11 protein-coding genes are annotated in these 15,290 nt (G+C 67.1%); 4 read left to right on the forward strand and 7 right to left on the reverse strand.

The features are described 5' to 3' along the window. Nucleotides 1-156: 156 nt before the first annotated feature. A complete protein-coding gene (locus AC24YW_RS18740) occupies nucleotides 157-1,116 on the reverse strand; it encodes a bifunctional helix-turn-helix transcriptional regulator/GNAT family N-acetyltransferase (RefSeq protein WP_487484093.1) in 960 nt (319 codons plus the stop codon). A gap of 62 nt (nucleotides 1,117-1,178) precedes the next feature. Further along, the gene (locus AC24YW_RS18745) at nucleotides 1,179-1,754 is read right to left on the reverse strand and encodes a glycosyltransferase family protein (protein ID WP_487484094.1); all 576 of its coding nucleotides are present in this window, start codon (nucleotides 1,752-1,754) and stop codon (nucleotides 1,179-1,181) included. A gap of 253 nt (nucleotides 1,755-2,007) precedes the next feature. Between AC24YW_RS18745 and AC24YW_RS18750 the strand changes: the two genes are divergently transcribed. Continuing rightward, the gene (locus tag AC24YW_RS18750; protein WP_487484095.1) at nucleotides 2,008-2,850 is read left to right on the forward strand and encodes an RMD1 family protein; all 843 of its coding nucleotides are present in this window, start codon (nucleotides 2,008-2,010) and stop codon (nucleotides 2,848-2,850) included. A 96-nt stretch (nucleotides 2,851-2,946) separates the two neighbouring features. On the opposite strand, the gene AC24YW_RS18755 is transcribed toward AC24YW_RS18750, so the two are convergent. The 4 genes from AC24YW_RS18755 to AC24YW_RS18770 all read right to left on the reverse strand — a co-directional run bounded on the left by AC24YW_RS18755 (nucleotide 2,947) and on the right by AC24YW_RS18770 (nucleotide 10,184). Beyond that, the gene (locus AC24YW_RS18755) at nucleotides 2,947-4,554 is read right to left on the reverse strand and encodes a PEP/pyruvate-binding domain-containing protein (protein ID WP_487484096.1); all 1,608 of its coding nucleotides are present in this window, start codon (nucleotides 4,552-4,554) and stop codon (nucleotides 2,947-2,949) included. 10 nt (nucleotides 4,555-4,564) lie between these two features. After that, nucleotides 4,565-6,493 (reverse strand): hypothetical protein, encoded by a 1,929-nt coding sequence (locus AC24YW_RS18760; RefSeq protein WP_487484097.1) that lies wholly within the window; start codon nucleotides 6,491-6,493, stop codon nucleotides 4,565-4,567. An 83-nt stretch (nucleotides 6,494-6,576) separates the two neighbouring features. Further along, entirely contained in the window at nucleotides 6,577-7,767 is a 1,191-nt protein-coding gene (locus AC24YW_RS18765; protein ID WP_487484098.1) for an acetate/propionate family kinase, read from the reverse strand. Nucleotides 7,768-7,769: 2 nt separating this feature from the next. Then, nucleotides 7,770-10,184 carry a phosphoketolase family protein gene (locus AC24YW_RS18770; RefSeq protein WP_487484099.1) on the reverse strand — a complete coding sequence of 805 codons (2,415 nt, stop codon included), beginning with the start codon at nucleotides 10,182-10,184 and terminating at the stop codon, nucleotides 7,770-7,772. Nucleotides 10,185-10,394: 210 nt separating this feature from the next. Here AC24YW_RS18770 and AC24YW_RS18775 point away from each other — a divergent pair, with 210 nt between their 5' ends. The 3 genes from AC24YW_RS18775 (at nucleotide 10,395) to AC24YW_RS18785 (ending at nucleotide 14,262) form a co-directional block, all read left to right on the forward strand. Next, a complete protein-coding gene (locus AC24YW_RS18775; protein WP_487484100.1) occupies nucleotides 10,395-11,558 on the forward strand; it encodes a PA0069 family radical SAM protein in 1,164 nt (387 codons plus the stop codon). A gap of 92 nt (nucleotides 11,559-11,650) precedes the next feature. Then, nucleotides 11,651-12,508, forward strand: a complete 858-nt coding sequence (gene rnhB / locus AC24YW_RS18780) for a ribonuclease HII (RefSeq protein WP_487484101.1) — start codon at nucleotides 11,651-11,653, stop codon at nucleotides 12,506-12,508. Nucleotides 12,509-12,753: 245 nt separating this feature from the next. Continuing rightward, entirely contained in the window at nucleotides 12,754-14,262 is a 1,509-nt protein-coding gene (locus AC24YW_RS18785; protein ID WP_487484102.1) for a glycosyltransferase family 39 protein, read from the forward strand. Between the two features lie 112 nt (nucleotides 14,263-14,374). On the opposite strand, the gene AC24YW_RS18790 is transcribed toward AC24YW_RS18785, so the two are convergent. After that, nucleotides 14,375-15,181: a uracil-DNA glycosylase gene (locus tag AC24YW_RS18790; RefSeq protein WP_487484103.1), complete on the reverse strand. Its 807-nt coding sequence runs from the start codon at nucleotides 15,179-15,181 to the stop codon at nucleotides 14,375-14,377. Between the last annotated feature and the right edge of the window lie 109 nt (nucleotides 15,182-15,290).

A 15,290-nucleotide genomic window follows, 5' to 3' on the forward strand; every position in this document is an offset into this window, starting at 1 on the left:
CAGCGCGAGCGGGGTGGGGTGATCTCTCCACTCGGGCAGTGTCGGATGTGGAGAGACCGTCACCCCACCCCGTCTCACATGTCGCTGCGCTCCATGTGAGCCGACCCTCCCCCTCCAGGGGAGGGTAAGAAGGCGCGCGTTGTTGAATAAAAACAGTCAGAGATCCCGCTCCCAGGTCTCGCCAACGAGATCCTGCCCGAAGCTGCGATGCGGCTCGGTCGCGACCAGCTTGAAGCCCGCGCTCTTGTAGATGCCGCGTGCGGCGACCAGGATGCTCTGCGTCCACAGCGTCATCTTGCTGTAGCCGCGCTCGCGGGCGCCCTGGATGCATTGCTCGACGAGGGCGCGGCCGACGCCGAGGCCGCGTGCCTTCTTCTCCACCTGCAACAGGCGGAGTTTTGCGATCTCGTCCGTGGCCTTGACCAGGAACACCGAGCCGACCGGCTCGCCGCCGGCTTCCGCGATCCAGCAATGCTCGCGCGCGGCGTCGTAATTCCTGATGAACTGCGCGCAGATCTCGGCGACCAGCGCCTCGTAGCTGATGTCCCAATTGTAGTCCGCGGCGTAGGCGGCAGCCTGCCGGGAGACGACCCAGCCCATGTCGCCGACGCGATGGCTGCGCAGCATGAAAGAAGCGGGCGGGCTTCGGCGTTGCTCCAGCACGGCCTCGATGGTCGCCATGGCCTGCGTGAGCCGGGTCGCATCGCCGGGCGAAAGCTGAGCCAGCATCGCGGCAACCTCGTTTTGCGAGCTCTGGTTCAGCTTGGCGAACGCCTGCCGGCCCTTGGCGGTGAGGCTGAGCTGGTATTGCCTGCGGTCCGCGGGCAGCGGCTTTCGCGTGATCAGACCCTTCTCGTCGAAGCTCTGGACGATGCGGCTGAGATAGCCGGGATCGAGACCGAGCTCGTGTCCGATCTCTTTTGCCGCAAGGTCGTCGCGATGGGCGAGCTCGTACAGCACCCGCGCCTCGCTGAGCGAGAACGGGCTCTTGCCGAGGTGCTGGTCGAGCACACCGAGCTTGCGGGTGTAGAAGCGGTTGAAGGCACGGACTGCTGCGACATGGTCGTCGGCAGCCTGTTGGGCCACGGGACTTGACGGCGAAGCTTTCGACAGCATGAATCACCTCGATATTTGCCATTGTCAATTAATTGATTGACGTTGGCAACCATCTCGGCGCTTCAGCCGACCATGACGATCCGGCTGCGCAGCATGGTCCGGGACGACCGGCCGAGCCGCCGCAGCAGCCGCGCCTCGGAATGCCGGGCGTGCGGCGGGTAACCGCCGATCCGCTCGTAATGATCACGCGCGATCAGCAGCCCTTGATCGCCGAGCGGACCGACGAGCCTGCGCGCCACCGCCCAGAGAACGTCGCGCACTGAGGTATTTGCGTAGGGCGAACGGGCATAGCGGAACACCGCCGCCCGATCCCGGCCGCTGGTGGCGACGGCCTGGATGAACTGGGTGGTTTCGTCGATCCAGCCGGTTTCCAGCACGGCGCCCGCAGGCAGGAACATCAGCCAGGGCGATCGGGCCTGGCGCGCGCCAGCGGCGAGCGCAGCGCCTTGCGAATGCCCGTCGAAGCCGATGAAACGGCAGCCTGCGACGTCGGCAACGCGCTCGATGACGCCGTTGCGCGTGCCGTCGACCAGAAGCACTTCCCGGATCACGCCGGCGGCGGCGCCGGGGACCAGCGCAGCGAGGGTCGCAACCGCCGTCTGTTCGACACCTTCGGTCGGAATGATGACGCTCAGCATGATTGAGGCTTCAGGGTCCGCACTTCGGGAGAAGCGTAGCGTTGCATGATGCTGTCATAAACCCGTCGCGCTGCCGAGTGCAACTTTCGGACGGCGCTTCGGCGTGCGATGGTAAACCGCCGTAGGTTCATTCGCGGACAAATGTGTCGGGCACGGCTGTTCATATTGCCGAATGTTTCGGCACAAGCCGATCCTGACGGTACTAACCCCGAATGCTTCGTGGCGACGTTTCGCTGCCCGGGAGAGACCTTGCATGAATGCCGATCACCTCGCCGTTGGCACGGCACCAAAATCGCCGAAGCAGGAGGCCGCGCCGACCTTGCGGATCCGGGCATTGATGCTAGGCGACCGCATCAATGCGTCTGGCCTCGAGATCGGCACGCTGGTGTCCTCGACGCCGGCCGCGTTCCGCGTCCATTCCGGTCTTGCCGTGATCTTTCGCTACGGGGTCGTCGTGCTGATCGGGCTGTTGCCGTCCGAGGAGAAGGTTCTCGTCGACAACCTGAAATCACGCGTGACCGGAGAGCTCAGCCCGTACGAGGAGGAGATCGCGCAGGCGGAGCTCTGCAACGAGGAAGCGGGCGAGACGATCCAGCCGGGCGGGCCGATCTGCCTCGCCAAGTTCTCCGACGACCGGTTGCTGCTGGTTGCCGATGCGCTCGCCAAGAGCACGTCGCTGGCGCGCGACGAGCGCCGCGTCGCGGCGGTGTTCGACGTCATAGAGCCGTTTGCACGTGAGCTCGCCGAACACGGCCGCACGCCGCAACGGCGCAAGGGCATCCTGCAATTGATCGGCAACGCGCTGCTGGTACAGCAGCGCGTTGCCGGCCGCGTCGCGGTGGCGGAGAAGCCCGACGTGCTCTGGGAGAAGCCCGAGCTCGACCGGCTCTATTCCCGTCTCGAGGACGAGTACGAGCTGAAGGAGCGCCTCGACACGCTCGAGCGCAAGCTCACCGCGGTGTCGGAGACCGCCAACGCGCTGACCGACATCATCGACACCCAGCGCTCGCTCCGCCTGGAGATTGCGGTGGTGGTGCTGATCCTGATCGAGGTCGCGATGGGGACTTTTCAGCTCCTGACCGGCCGCGGTCACTAAGTGTGATCCGGAAAAGTGCGAAGCGGTTTTCCGGAAAGATCATGCGTAGACAAAAACCCGGAGCGCAGTGAAGATTCATCCAAATCTCATCGCGCTCTAAGGCACGGCGGCGTGCCTGTCATATTGGCCGGATTGCGCCTGCCACGCCGCGATCTCGGCAAGCTCCGCCTCGGGCCGTGTCCGGATCGTCTCGCAGCGTCCGAGATAGAGCTCGCCCGCGTCGCCCTCGATCGTGATCCACTCGCCTTCGGCAAGTGCGAGATTGCCGAGCCGGGCCTGCTTCGCGGCAGGATCGATCTTCAGCTCACGGCAGCCGACCACGCACGGCTTGCCCATCTGCCGCGCCACCAGGGCCGCATGCGAGGTGCGCGCGCCGACCGACGTGACGATGCCGGCGGCAAGCGCGAAGCCGGCGACGTCGGCGATGCTGGTATCGGGACGCAGCAGGATCACCGGCTCGCCCGCCGCCGAGAGGCGCTGGGCGCTTTCGGACGAGAACGCCGCCCGTCCGATGCCGATGCCGCCGGACGCGCCGATGCCGGTCGTCGCGGGCTTGCCGGTGGACACCAACCTGGTTTCGGCGAGTGAAGCGAGGTCGATCTCGGCCAGCCGCTCCAATGCCTCGTCTTTCGAGATCAGGCCTTCATGCACGAGGTCGATCGCGATCCTGGCGGCGGCCCGCGGCGTGCGCTTGGCCGTCCGGGTCTGGAGGATCCAGAGCCTGCCGTTCTCGACCGTGAACTCGACGTTCTGGACGTCGGCGAACGCGTGCTCGAGCCGCTTCAGGACATCGCCGAGTTCGGATCCGAGCTTCGGCAGCTCGCGGGCGATCGCTTCAGTCGTGTCGGGCGCGCGTCGCCCGGACACGACGTCCTCGCCCTGCGCATCCAGCACGAGGTCGATCATCGGGCGCGGCGCGCCGGTCGAGGGATCGCGCGAGAAGGCCACGCCCGCGCCGGAGGCAAGACCACCATTGCCGTACACCATCGCCTGCACGGTGACGGCGGTGCCCTCGAGCGTTTCGAGGTGCTGAAGGCTTCGATAAGTCATCGCACGCTCGCTGATCCAGGAGCGATAGACCGCCTGGGCCGCCGCCTCCAACTGCGCGAAGGCGTCCTCCGGCAGGCCATCGGCGCGCTCCTCGATCAGCGCCTGCTCGCGGCCGGCGAGCCGCTCGAGCGCCTCGCTGTCGAGCTCGCGGTCGCTGCCGGCGTGTTCGGCTGCGACGCGCTCCGCGATACATCCGGCAAACGCAGCCTGGTCGAGCTCGAGCACGGTCTCGCCGAAGCTCTCCAGGAAGCGGCGCCGGCAATCCCAGGCGAGCCGCGGCCGTCCGGTCGCACGGATCAGGCCGTGCACGGCATCTGGCGTGCAGCCGACATTGAGAACGGTGTCGAGCATGCCCGGCATCGATCGCGCCGCGCCGGAGCGCACCGAGACCAGCAGCGGCTGGCGCCGGTCCCCGAAGCGCTTGCCGGTGGCGCTCTCCAGGAACGAGATCCCCTCGTGCAGGCCATCGCGCAGGTTCCGCGTGGCATGCGCATGGCCGGCGATGATGTCGGCGCAGAGCTTGACCGGAAGCACGAAGGCCGGCGGCACCGGCAGGCCGAGCGCGGCCATGCGGGCGAGATTGGCGGCCTTGGCCCCGATCTCTTCGGCGGGCCGCACTTCGTCGGCGCCGGCGCCGATACGCACGATATGCATGGCGATGTCCTCAGGCTGCGAGATCGATCATGATGTGGCGGCGAAGCAGATGTCCGAACGCCGCGAAGCGGTCGGTGGCGCGCTCGACGGCGCGGGCGAGTTCGATGACCGACAGCGAGGTCGCGACGTCGAGACCGCCCCCGAAGACCAGTGCGGTCGTCGCGCGTTCGCGGCTATCGGCGGCGTGTTCGGCATCGATCAGGCGGGTCACGGCGGAGAGTGCGTCCTCTGAATCGGCCCGCCGTCCTTCCGGCACGTCGATGGCGGCGGCAACGCCACTCGCGGCCACTTCGGTCGCGGTCTCCGCTACGGCGCAGAGCTCGGCCAGCGCTGCCAGCAGGGACGGATCGGTCATGTCCGGCATCAGCGAGGCGATGAACGCGGCCTGCTCCAGTTCGTCGATCGCCTCCTCGGCGCGGTCGACCAATTGGCCGATCACGGGGCGGGCATTGAGGCGGTCGACCTCGTTGCGGCTCTCGAGCGCGATGCGGTCGGCCTTCTGCTCGATCGCGCCGCAGCGTTGGGTCAGCAGCTTGCCGTCGGCGGGCTGACCCGCCCGCAACGCCGCGATATGGCGCGAGATCGCCGCGACGAGATCGTGGGCGAGACCGATCTGGCGCAGCACCGCTGCGAGCAGTGCCCCGTCGACACGGTCGAGGTGCCGCATCAGGTCGGCTTCGATCTGGTCGCGCACCGTCCGCACCGAGCGGCCCGCAAGCAGGGCCTCGGTGGAGGCGCGCAGGGATGCCTTCAGGAAGTCGATCGCCGCGTTGCGGCCGAGCGCCTGGTCGAGCCGCTCGCCGAAGCCGATCCGCGTCGGTGCGGCGTTCCGGACGGCCGAGCTCAAGAGATCGTTGCCACCAAGTTCGAGGAAGCCGCGATGGCCGATCCGATGACGCGCCGCCCATTCCAGGATGCGGGCCGCATCGTCCTTGGCGACCCAGGTCCGGAGCAGCTTGCGCGCCTTGTTCCAGTCGATGAGGAACACCAATGCGGCACCGAGCGCCGCGAGGAATTCGTTGCGGTCGGCGGCCTGCTCGCCCTGATACTGCCCGGTGACGAGGTAGAAGGAATTGTCCTCGCCGAGGCCGGCGGCTGTGTGACGGTCGAGCCCACTCCAGGTCGCCTCGAAGGAGTCGAACAGCGAGATGAAGAACTTCGCCCGAGCCAGATGCACGTCGGTGTAGGTGACGGTCACCGCGTTCTTCTTCACCGCGATCACCACGACATGCGCGTCCGTCGTGCCGATGTCGTTCTGGATCAGCAGCCGGCCGCCGGCGCGCGTGGCCATGGTGTCGAGGCCGGGATGATTGAACTTCAGGCCACGCGTCGCGTTCAGGCCCTTCATGAAGGCCGCAACGGCAGCCCGGTCCTCGCCGTGCAGGCCGAAGACATGGGCGCCGTCGAGCGCTTCTTCCGAGCAGCTCGCCGCAAGCCTGTTGAGCTGCTTGTGCAGATCCATGACCAGGCGATGCAGGCTGTCGCCACCTGCGTCGGCGACGCCGGTCAGGCGCGCGATGCGGGAGAGCTCGATCTCGCCCCTGGCATCGAGCAGGCCGGCTGCGCGGATCGTCTCGAGCCGCGCCTGCGCCCGCTCGCCTTCGCTTCCCGCACCGGCGACGACGGCCCGCACCATGGTCGCTGCATCGTCGGAAATCTCCTGCATCAGCTTCGCGAGGTCGGGCGCCGCGAGCCGGCCCTGTCCGATCAGATGCGCGCCGGCAATCAACGCCGCGATTGCGGCAGGCGCGATGCCTGCGGTCTGGCTTTCGACGCCGAGGTCATTCGCGGGCCGGCTGGGGTCCTGCGCGTGCTGGGCGGCGGCCTGCAATGCGCTCATCCGCACCTTGATGCGGTCGTTGGCGGCGAGCCCATCGGCCACCAGTGCGGGCAGCAGGATGCTGCCCTGTCCGAGCTCTTCGATGATCTGGGTTTTCATGATCTGTCCGCAACCGGGATTGATGCCGTCTCTATGCCGCGAAGACGCGGCGGCAGCATTGCGGCAGATCATTCATAAAAATGTCACGTGACGTGGCGTCCGCGGATCAGATCAGTGCAATGGCGCGCGATCATGATCTCTTCGCCGGTCGGAATGACGAAGACCGCGACCATGCTGTCGTTGCTGTCGATGCGCTCGCGCGCGGCATCGTTGCTTGCGGCATCGATGCGCACACCCATCCAGGCGAGACGCTCGCCGATCGCGCTGCGAATTTCCTTGGCATGCTCGCCGATGCCGCCGGTGAAGATCAGGCAGTCCAGACCGCCGAGCGTTGTTGCCATCATCGCGACCTGCTGCGCCGCACGGAAGGTGAAGAGATCCACGGCCTCACGCGCCGCAGCCTCGTGGCTCGCCAGCAGCGTGCGCATGTCCGCGGATATGCCGGAGACGCCGAACAGGCCTGACTCGTGATAGAGCAGGTGCTGAACCTCCCGGGCCGACATGTTCTCGTGCTGTTGCAGATAGAGCAGCACGCCCGGATCGATCGCACCGCAACGCGTGCCCATCACGAGGCCGTCGAGCGGCGTCAGCCCCATCGTGGTGTCGATGCTGCGGCCATCGCGCAAGGCGCAGAGGCTGGCGCCATTGCCGAGATGTGCGATGACAGTGCGCTTGGCCGCGAGCTCCGGCGCGATCTCGGCCAGGCGCCCGGCGACATATTCGAACGAGAGGCCGTGAAAGCCGTAGCGCCTGATCCCACGCGCCGCGAATCGCCTGGGAATGGCGAAGCGGCTCGCCGGCGGCGCGAGGCCGTGGTGGAAGGCGGTGTCGAAACACGCGATCTGCGTCAGTCCGGGCCGGATCGCCGCCAGCGTGCGCACCGGCGCGAGGCAGCGCGGCTGGTGCAGCGGCGCGAGCGGCGTCAACGCCTCAAGCTGCGCAATGATGTCGTCGGTCAGGACCACCGGGCCTGAATGATCCGGCCCGCCGTGAACGATACGGTGGCCGACGGCGCGCAGGCTGTGTCCACCGAACCGGCCCTCGAGGAAGCCGAGCACGTCCGCGAACAGATGGCCGCCGGCTTCGTCAGACGCCTGCTTGCTTGTTTCGAACGGGGCTTCGCCTGCAGGGCCCTTCACCACCAGCCGGGGTTTGGCCTCGTGCTCGTCCAGCAGGCCCTTGCACAGCAGGGCAGGCTCGGCCGCCGCGATATCGAACAGGCCGAACTTGATGCTCGACGACCCCGAGTTGAGGACGAGGACCGTATCCGGCATCGCTAGTCGCCGGCCTCAGTCGGCATGCTGCCGCCGGCGCTGTTCTGCCAGACCCAGTCGCGGATCTCAGGCATGTCCTCGCCGTGTTCGCGGACATAGCGGGAGTGCTCGATCAGCCTGTCGCGGAACTGCTGCTTCACCCGCGCAGCCTTGGCCGCAAGTCCCGGCACGCGTTCGATCGCCTCGATCGCGAGGTGGTAGCGGTCGAGCCCGTTGAGCACGACCATGTCGAAGGGCGTCGTCGTGGTGCCCTCCTCGACAAAGCCGCGCACATGCATGCCGGCATGGTTGGTGCGATTATAGGTCAGCCTGTGAATGAGATAGGGATAGCCGTGATAGGCGAAGATCACAGGCTTGTCGCGCGTGAACAGGCCGTCGAAGTCGCGGTCGGACAGGCCGTGCGGATGCTGCTCGCGCGGCTGCAGCGTCATGATGTCGACCACGTTGACGATGCGGATCTTCAAGTCCGGCAGCGCCTTGCGCAGGAGGTCGACGGCGGCGAGCGTCTCCAGCGTCGGCACGTCGCCGGCGCAGGCCATCACGACGTCGGGCTCGCCCTTTCCGTCCTCCGTTCCCGCCCAGGTCCAGATGCCGATGCCGGCGTCGCAATGCGTCGCCGCGTCCTGCATCGACAGCCATTGCGGCGCCGGCTGCTTGCCGGCGACGATCACGTTGATGCGGTTGTAGGTGCGTAAGGCATGGTCGGCGATCCACAGCAGCGTGTTGGCATCCGTCGGGAAGTAGATGCGGACGATGTCGGCCTTCTTGTTGGCGACGAGATCGACGAAACCGGGGTCCTGATGGCTGAAGCCGTTGTGGTCCTGGCGCCAGACATGCGAGGTCAGGAGATAGTTGAGCGAGGCGATCGGACGCCGCCACGGCAGCTCCCGCGTCACCTTCAGCCATTTGGCGTGCTGGTTGAACATGGAATCCACGATGTGGATGAAGGCCTCGTAGCAGGAGAAGAAGCCGTGCCGTCCGGTGAGCAGGTAGCCCTCCAGCCAGCCCTGGCAGAGATGCTCGCTCAGCACTTCCATGACGCGGCCGTCCTGGGCGAGATGCACGTCATAAGGCTCGGTCGGCTCCATCCAGACGCGTTCGGTGGCTTCGAACACGGCATCTAACCGGTTCGATGCCGTCTCGTCCGGGCCCATGATGCGGAAATTGCGCGCGTCCGCGTTCAGGCGAATGACGTCGCGCAGGAATTTGCCGAGCTCGCGCGTCGCTTCCGCCACGACCTCGCCGGGCTGCGGCACGTCGATCGCGAAGCGGCGGAAGTCCGGCAGCTTCAGCTCCTTCTTCAAAAGGCCGCCATTGGCATGCGGATTGGTGCCCATGCGCCTGACGCCTTCGGGCGCGAGCGCCTGAAGCTCGGCCATCAGCGCGCCGTTGCCATCGAACAGCTTTTCCGGCTCGTAACTGCGCATCCAGTCTTCGAGCACCTTGAGATGCGCCGGGTTCTCGCGGCAGCCTGCGACCGGCACTTGATGCGCGCGCCAAAAGCCCTCGACCTTCTTGCCGTCGACCTCTTTCGGGCCGGTCCAGCCCTTCGGGCTGCGCAGCACGATCATCGGCCAGCGCGGCCGCTCGACGCTTTCGCGGCCGTCGCGGGCGTGTTGCTGGATCGAGCGGATGCTGGCGAATGCGACGTCGAGCGCATCGGCCATGGCTTGGTGCATCAATTTGGGATCGTCGCCCGTGACGAACAGCGGCTCGTGGCCGAACCCGCGGAAGAGGTCGCGGATCTCCGCATCTTTCATCCGTCCCAGCACGGTGGGATTTGCGATCTTGTAGCCGTTGAGATGCAGGATCGGCAGCACCGCGCCGTCATGGGCGGGGTTCAGGAACTTGTTCGAGTGCCAGGACGCGGCCAGCGGCCCGGTCTCGGCCTCGCCGTCGCCGACCACGCAGGCGACGATCAAATCCGGATTGTCGAATGCCGCGCCATAGGCGTGCACCAGCGCGTAGCCGAGCTCGCCGCCTTCGTGGATCGAGCCCGGCGTTTCCGGCGCGGCGTGGCTCGGGATACCGCCGGGGAAGGAGAACTGCCGAAACAGCTTGCGCAATCCATCCGCATCGCGGGCGATATCGGGATAGATTTCGCTGTAGCTGCCTTCGAGATAGGTGTTGGCGACCATGCCCGGGCCGCCATGGCCGGGACCGCAGACATAGATCACGCTGACATCGAGCGCGCGGATGACGCGGTTGAGATGGGCGTAGATGAAGTTCAGGCCCGGCGTCGTGCCCCAATGACCCAGCAGACGCGGCTTGATGTGCTCGGGCCGCAGCTTCTCGCGCAGCAGCGGATTGTCGAGCAGGTAGATTTGCCCGACCGAGAGGTAATTGGCGGCGCGCCAATAGCGATCGAGCAGATCGAGGTCGCTGCTCGCTTCGGCCGTTTTTTGTTGGATTGTCATGTTCCTGCCGACCTTCACTTCGCGATCGTCACCAACCCGGTTCCGGGGCGATCGATCCGCCCGCCATGAAACGGGACGGTCGTGACGGCCGTGTTGCGTGAGGTCAAAGGCGGACGCGCGAAGTTTGGGCAGCTCTACTGTGCATGGGGTTGTTTTCACGTTTTTGGTTTGCGTTCTTGATTTGTTCCTATGTCGTGCTATCTTGGCTGCATGAGTCCAGCATCCTCTCATGCTCTCAAGCACCCGCCGGTCACGGCGCCCTCCGAGCCGGCGGGTGCGCCTTCGGATTTCCCCGAGCTGGGCGTCGCCATCGACCGCGCGCGCAGGCGCGGGCGGGGCGCACAATCCAATGCCAGCGGCCGCTACGAGGCCGAGGCGCGCGTCGCGTTCGATGACGGCTGGCAGAGCCTGGACGAACTGCCGCCGTTCAAGACCAGTGTCGCCATCGACACCTCGCGCAAGGTGATCACCCGCAACGATTCCCCCGACATCGGCTTCGACCGCTCGATCAATCCGTATCGCGGCTGCGAGCACGGCTGCGTCTATTGCTTCGCGCGACCGACCCATGCCTATCTCGGCCTGTCGCCCGGGCTCGACTTCGAATCGAAGCTGTTCGCCAAGCCCGACGCGCCCTCGCTGCTCGAGAAGGAGCTTGCGGCGCCCGGCTACGAGCCGCGGATGATCGCGATCGGCACCAATACCGATCCCTACCAGCCGATCGAGCGCGAGCGCAAAATCATGCGCGGCATTTTGGAAGTGCTGGAGCGCACCTCGCATCCGGTCGGCATCGTCACCAAGTCGGCCCTGGTGCTCCGCGACATCGACATTCTCCAGCGGATGGCCAAGCGCAACCTCGCCAAGGTCGCGATCTCGGTCACCTCGCTCGATCCGAAGCTGGCGCGCACCATGGAGCCGCGGGCCTCGACGCCGCCGAAGCGGCTGGAGGCGCTGAAGCAGCTCTCGGAGGCCGGCATTCCCACCACGGTGATGGTCGCGCCAGTGATCCCGGCACTGAACGATTCCGAGATCGAGCGCATCCTCGATGCCGCCGCCCATGCTGGCGTCAAGGAAGCCGCCTATGTGCTGCTGCGGCTGCCGCTGGAAGTGCGCGATCTCTTCCGCGAATGGCTGATGGCGAACTATCCGGACCGCTATCGCCACGTCTTCACCTTGATCCGCGACATGCGCGGCGGGCGCGACTACGACGCCAAATGGGGCGAGCGGATGAAGGGCACCGGACCGATGGCCTGGACCATCGGCCGGCGCTTTGAGATCGCCTGCGAGAGGCTCGGCCTCAACAAGCGGCGCTCCAAGCTGACGACGGATCACTTCGCGCGGCCGAAGCGGAACGGCGACCAGCTCAGCCTGTTCTGAGGGGCGGCGCGGCAGTGCGGCCGGCCTGAATAACGGGAATATCCTGGGTTCCGGGTTGCGCTGCCAAAGCCCCCTGGCGCACGATCCCGGCCATGATTCGGGACAAGTCCGCCAAGACCCCAGCCAAAGACGCGCCGAAGAAGAAGGCCGCGAACAAGGCTGCGCCCGCCAAGGCGGCCAAGATCTCTGCAGCTGACGCTGCGAAGGTTCCTGCCGGCAAGAAGGGCATCATCGCCGTTGCGCCCCCCAGCTTCCGCCGCGAGCGCGCGCTGATCAAGCGCGGCGTCTGGCCGGTCGCGGGCTGCGACGAGGCCGGCCGCGGCCCGCTCGCAGGTCCCGTGGTGGCTGCCGCGGTGATTCTCGATCCCGACCGGATTCCCCGCGGCATCGACGATTCCAAGCGCCTGACCGCCGAGGAGCGCGAAAAGCTGTTCGACAAGATCTGCGCCACCGCGCAGGTCTCGGTCGCCGTTGCCTCGCCGGCGCGAATCGACCGCGACAACATCCTGCGCGCCTCGCTGTGGGCGCTGAAGCGCGCCGTAATGGCCCTGCCGGAGGCGCCCCGCCACGTCTTCGTCGACGGCCGCGACCGGCTCGATACGAATTGCGATTGCGAGGCCGTGATCGGCGGCGACGGCATCGTGCTCTCGATCGCCGCGGCCTCCATCGTCGCCAAGGTCACCCGGGACCGGCTGATGTGCGCGCTGGCGCAGGACTGCCCCGGCTACGGCTTCGAGCAGCACAAGGGCTACGCCGTCCCCGAGCATCTCGATGCGCTCGATCGCCTCGGCCCCTCCATCCACCACCGCAGCTTCTTCGCCCCCGTCGCCGCCGCCCGCGCCAAGCACATGCCCTGGACCGTCGAGCCGGTGCAGGACCTGTTCTCGGTGACCGAGGTCGAGGTGCAGCTGGAGGCGAGCGTCGAGATCGATGCGTCAGTAAATCTCTAGCGATCCTCCTGCAGCTTTCCCATCCGTCACGGCCGGGCTTGACCCGGCCATCCAGGTCTTGCCAGCGGCACGAAGAACGTGGATGCCCGGGCCTTCGCCTCGCCGAAGCGGCTTCGGCCGCGCAGGCGGGACAAGCCGGGCATGACGAGCAAACCGAAGTTGCCACGACGCGCAGCGCCCTTTATCAAAACAGACGTGAGCGAATAGGGCCGGCTGGACGGGTTGGCTGCACCTTCGGACGTTGCATGCGGTTTACCTCCCTGGTCATCGAGCTCATTCGCGCCCGGCCGCGGCTGATCGTTTGGATTGCCGTGCTGCTGCAGGCTTTGATGTGGCTGTTCGTGGCGCTGGTGGTCTACCGCAGCCCGCCCGGCAATCTCGCGACCCTTCTGGCCTTCGGCAGGGAATACCAAGTTGGCACCGATCTCGGCCCGCCGCTTGCGGTCTGGCTCGCCGACATCGCTTATCGCGCCGCCGGCGGCCACATGTTCGGCGTCTATGTGCTCGCCCAGCTCTGCGAGATCGCGACCTTCATCGCGCTCTATCATCTCTCCCGTGCCGTGGTCGGCTCGCAGCAGGCGGTGCTCGCCGTGCTCCTGACCATGACGGTGCTGGCCTTCTCCTCATCGGCGCTGGACTTCGGCCCGTTGATCCTGGCGCGGCCGCTCTGGGCGCTCTTGCTGCTGCACTCCTGGCAGATCATCGGCCAGCGCCGCGGCAATGCCTGGTTTGCCTGGTCGATCGAAGCCGGCCTGCTGCTGCTGACGACGCCGGCCGCGATCTTTCTGCTGCTGCTCATCGTCGTCTTCGCGGTCTCGACCGCCGGCGGCCGCCGGACGTTGCGCGGGCTCGATCCGCTGTTTGCGCTGATCGTCGTCGCCGTGCTGGCGCTGCCCTATGCGGTCTTTTTGATGCGTGCCGAGACGCTGACGCTGCCGGGCTTGCCGCCGGTCGCCGAGCTCAACGACCGCGCGCTGCATGCGGCCTGGCTGCTCGGCGGCCTCGTGCTCGGGGCGGCTGCGATCCCGGCGCTGACCTTTCTCAACACCGGGGTTGTCGCCGGCAAGGGCGAGGAGCCGCCGATCATCTACCGCCCGCCGGTCGAGCCGCTCGCGCGCAACTTCGTCTATTTCTTCGCGTTCGCTCTGCCGCTCGGCGCTGTGTTGATCTCCGGCCTGCTCGGGCTCGAGTCCGTCGTCGGCGGTCCCGGCGTCGTGCTGATCATGTCGGGACTTGCCGTGGTCGTCGCGGCCGGCGATCTCATTGCGATGCGCCGCGCGCGCATGCTGCGTATTGTGTGGGCCGCCGCCGTCGCCGCGCCGGCCGCCGGCGTGGTGCTCGCCGTCCTGTTCATACCCTGGACAGGCACTGGCGAGATTGCGACCTCGATGCCGGCGCGCGCGATCTCGGATTTCTTCGACGAGAGCTTCGCCCGCCGCACCAACCATCGCCTGCGCGCCGTCGCCGGCGAGACCCAGCTCGCCAGCCTGATCGCGCTGCATTCGGGCCGGCCGCATCTGTTCATCGACGCCGCCCCCGCGCGGACGCCGTGGATGAACCAGACCAAGTTCAGCGAGACCGGCGGCGTCGTGGTCTGGCGCGCTTCCGATACAGCCGGCACGCCGCCGCCGGAGATCGTCAAGCGCTTTCCCGGCATCGTGCCGGAAGTCCCGCGCGCCTTTGAATGGCTGGTGACCGGCCGCCAGCAGCTCTTGCGCATCGGCTGGGCCATCGTGCGGCCGAAGGGGACGTAGCGACAGACGCCGCCGCCGTAGGGTGGGCAAAGCGGAGCGTGCCCACCACGCATCAATGACCCGGAGCGATGGTGGGCACGGCGCAAGTGCGCCTTTGCCCACCCTACGAGATCTATCCCGCCAGAGCCTTCGCGATCGCCCGCAAATCCTGCCAGGCCAATCGCTTGTACGATGGCGAGCGGAGCAGATAGGCCGGATGGAACGTCGGCAGCGCGCGAATGGTGCGCTGGCCGGTGTCGTAGTCGAACCAGCGCCCGCGCGTGCGCATGATGCCTTCGCGGGTCGACAGCAGCGTCTGTGTCGAGGGATTGCCGAGCGTCACCAGCACGTCGGGGTTCACCAGCTCGATCTGGCGCTGGATGAAGGGCAGGCAGATTTGCGTCTCCTGCGGCGTCGGCGTGCGGTTGCCGGGCGGCCGCCAGGGAATGACGTTGGCGATATAGGCGGTGGTGCGGTTGAGGCCGATGGCTCCTAACATCAGATCGAGCAGCTTGCCGCTGCGCCCGACGAAGGGCAGTCCCTCGATGTCCTCGTCGCGTCCGGGCGCCTCGCCGACGAACATGATGCGCGCCTGCGGGTTGCCGTCGGCGAACACCAGCCGCGTCGCGGTGTGCTTCAACGCGCAGCCATCGAAGTTCTGCATCAGCTCGCGCAGTGCCTCCAGGGTCGGCGCGGTGCGCGCGGCCTCGCGTGCCGAGGCGATGGCGACGTCCGGTGCAGGTGCGGCTTCGCCGCGCATGACCGCGGGCGCGGCGACCGGGCGCGGCGCTTCGGCTGGCGGGGCCGCGCGCGGGCTGGGTGGCGGCGCATCGATTTCCGCCAGGCGGTCTATCGGTTCCTCCGCAAGCGCGCAGTCGACACCGGCCTCCAGGTAGAAGGCGAGCAGCTCTCGGACGGTGGGTGCGGGTTCGGGGATCATGGAAAGTCTGACTTTTATATCACCTTGGACCGCCTTGCATCCCGGCGGAACGCGATTCCGAGGTTGTCCTACCCGGAAAAATCGGAAACAAGAGGGCGCAAACGACCAA

The sequence above is a fragment of the Bradyrhizobium sp. USDA3516 genome, assembly GCF_057651995.1.

Coding starts and splice junctions, on each gene's coding strand:
- AC24YW_RS18775 (WP_487484100.1), top strand. CDS start 10,395: ATGAGTCCAGCATCCTCTCATGCTCTCAAGCACCCGCCGGTCACGGCG.
- AC24YW_RS18765 (WP_487484098.1), bottom strand. CDS start 7,767: ATGCCGGATACGGTCCTCGTCCTCAACTCGGGGTCGTCGAGCATCAAG.
- AC24YW_RS18790 (WP_487484103.1), bottom strand. CDS start 15,181: ATGATCCCCGAACCCGCACCCACCGTCCGAGAGCTGCTCGCCTTCTAC.
- AC24YW_RS18760 (WP_487484097.1), bottom strand. CDS start 6,493: ATGAAAACCCAGATCATCGAAGAGCTCGGACAGGGCAGCATCCTGCTG.
- rnhB (WP_487484101.1), top strand. CDS start 11,651: ATGATTCGGGACAAGTCCGCCAAGACCCCAGCCAAAGACGCGCCGAAG.
- AC24YW_RS18755 (WP_487484096.1), bottom strand. CDS start 4,554: ATGCATATCGTGCGTATCGGCGCCGGCGCCGACGAAGTGCGGCCCGCC.
- AC24YW_RS18785 (WP_487484102.1), top strand. CDS start 12,754: ATGCGGTTTACCTCCCTGGTCATCGAGCTCATTCGCGCCCGGCCGCGG.
- AC24YW_RS18770 (WP_487484099.1), bottom strand. CDS start 10,184: ATGACAATCCAACAAAAAACGGCCGAAGCGAGCAGCGACCTCGATCTG.
- AC24YW_RS18750 (WP_487484095.1), top strand. CDS start 2,008: ATGAATGCCGATCACCTCGCCGTTGGCACGGCACCAAAATCGCCGAAG.
- AC24YW_RS18740 (WP_487484093.1), bottom strand. CDS start 1,116: ATGCTGTCGAAAGCTTCGCCGTCAAGTCCCGTGGCCCAACAGGCTGCC.
- AC24YW_RS18745 (WP_487484094.1), bottom strand. CDS start 1,754: ATGCTGAGCGTCATCATTCCGACCGAAGGTGTCGAACAGACGGCGGTT.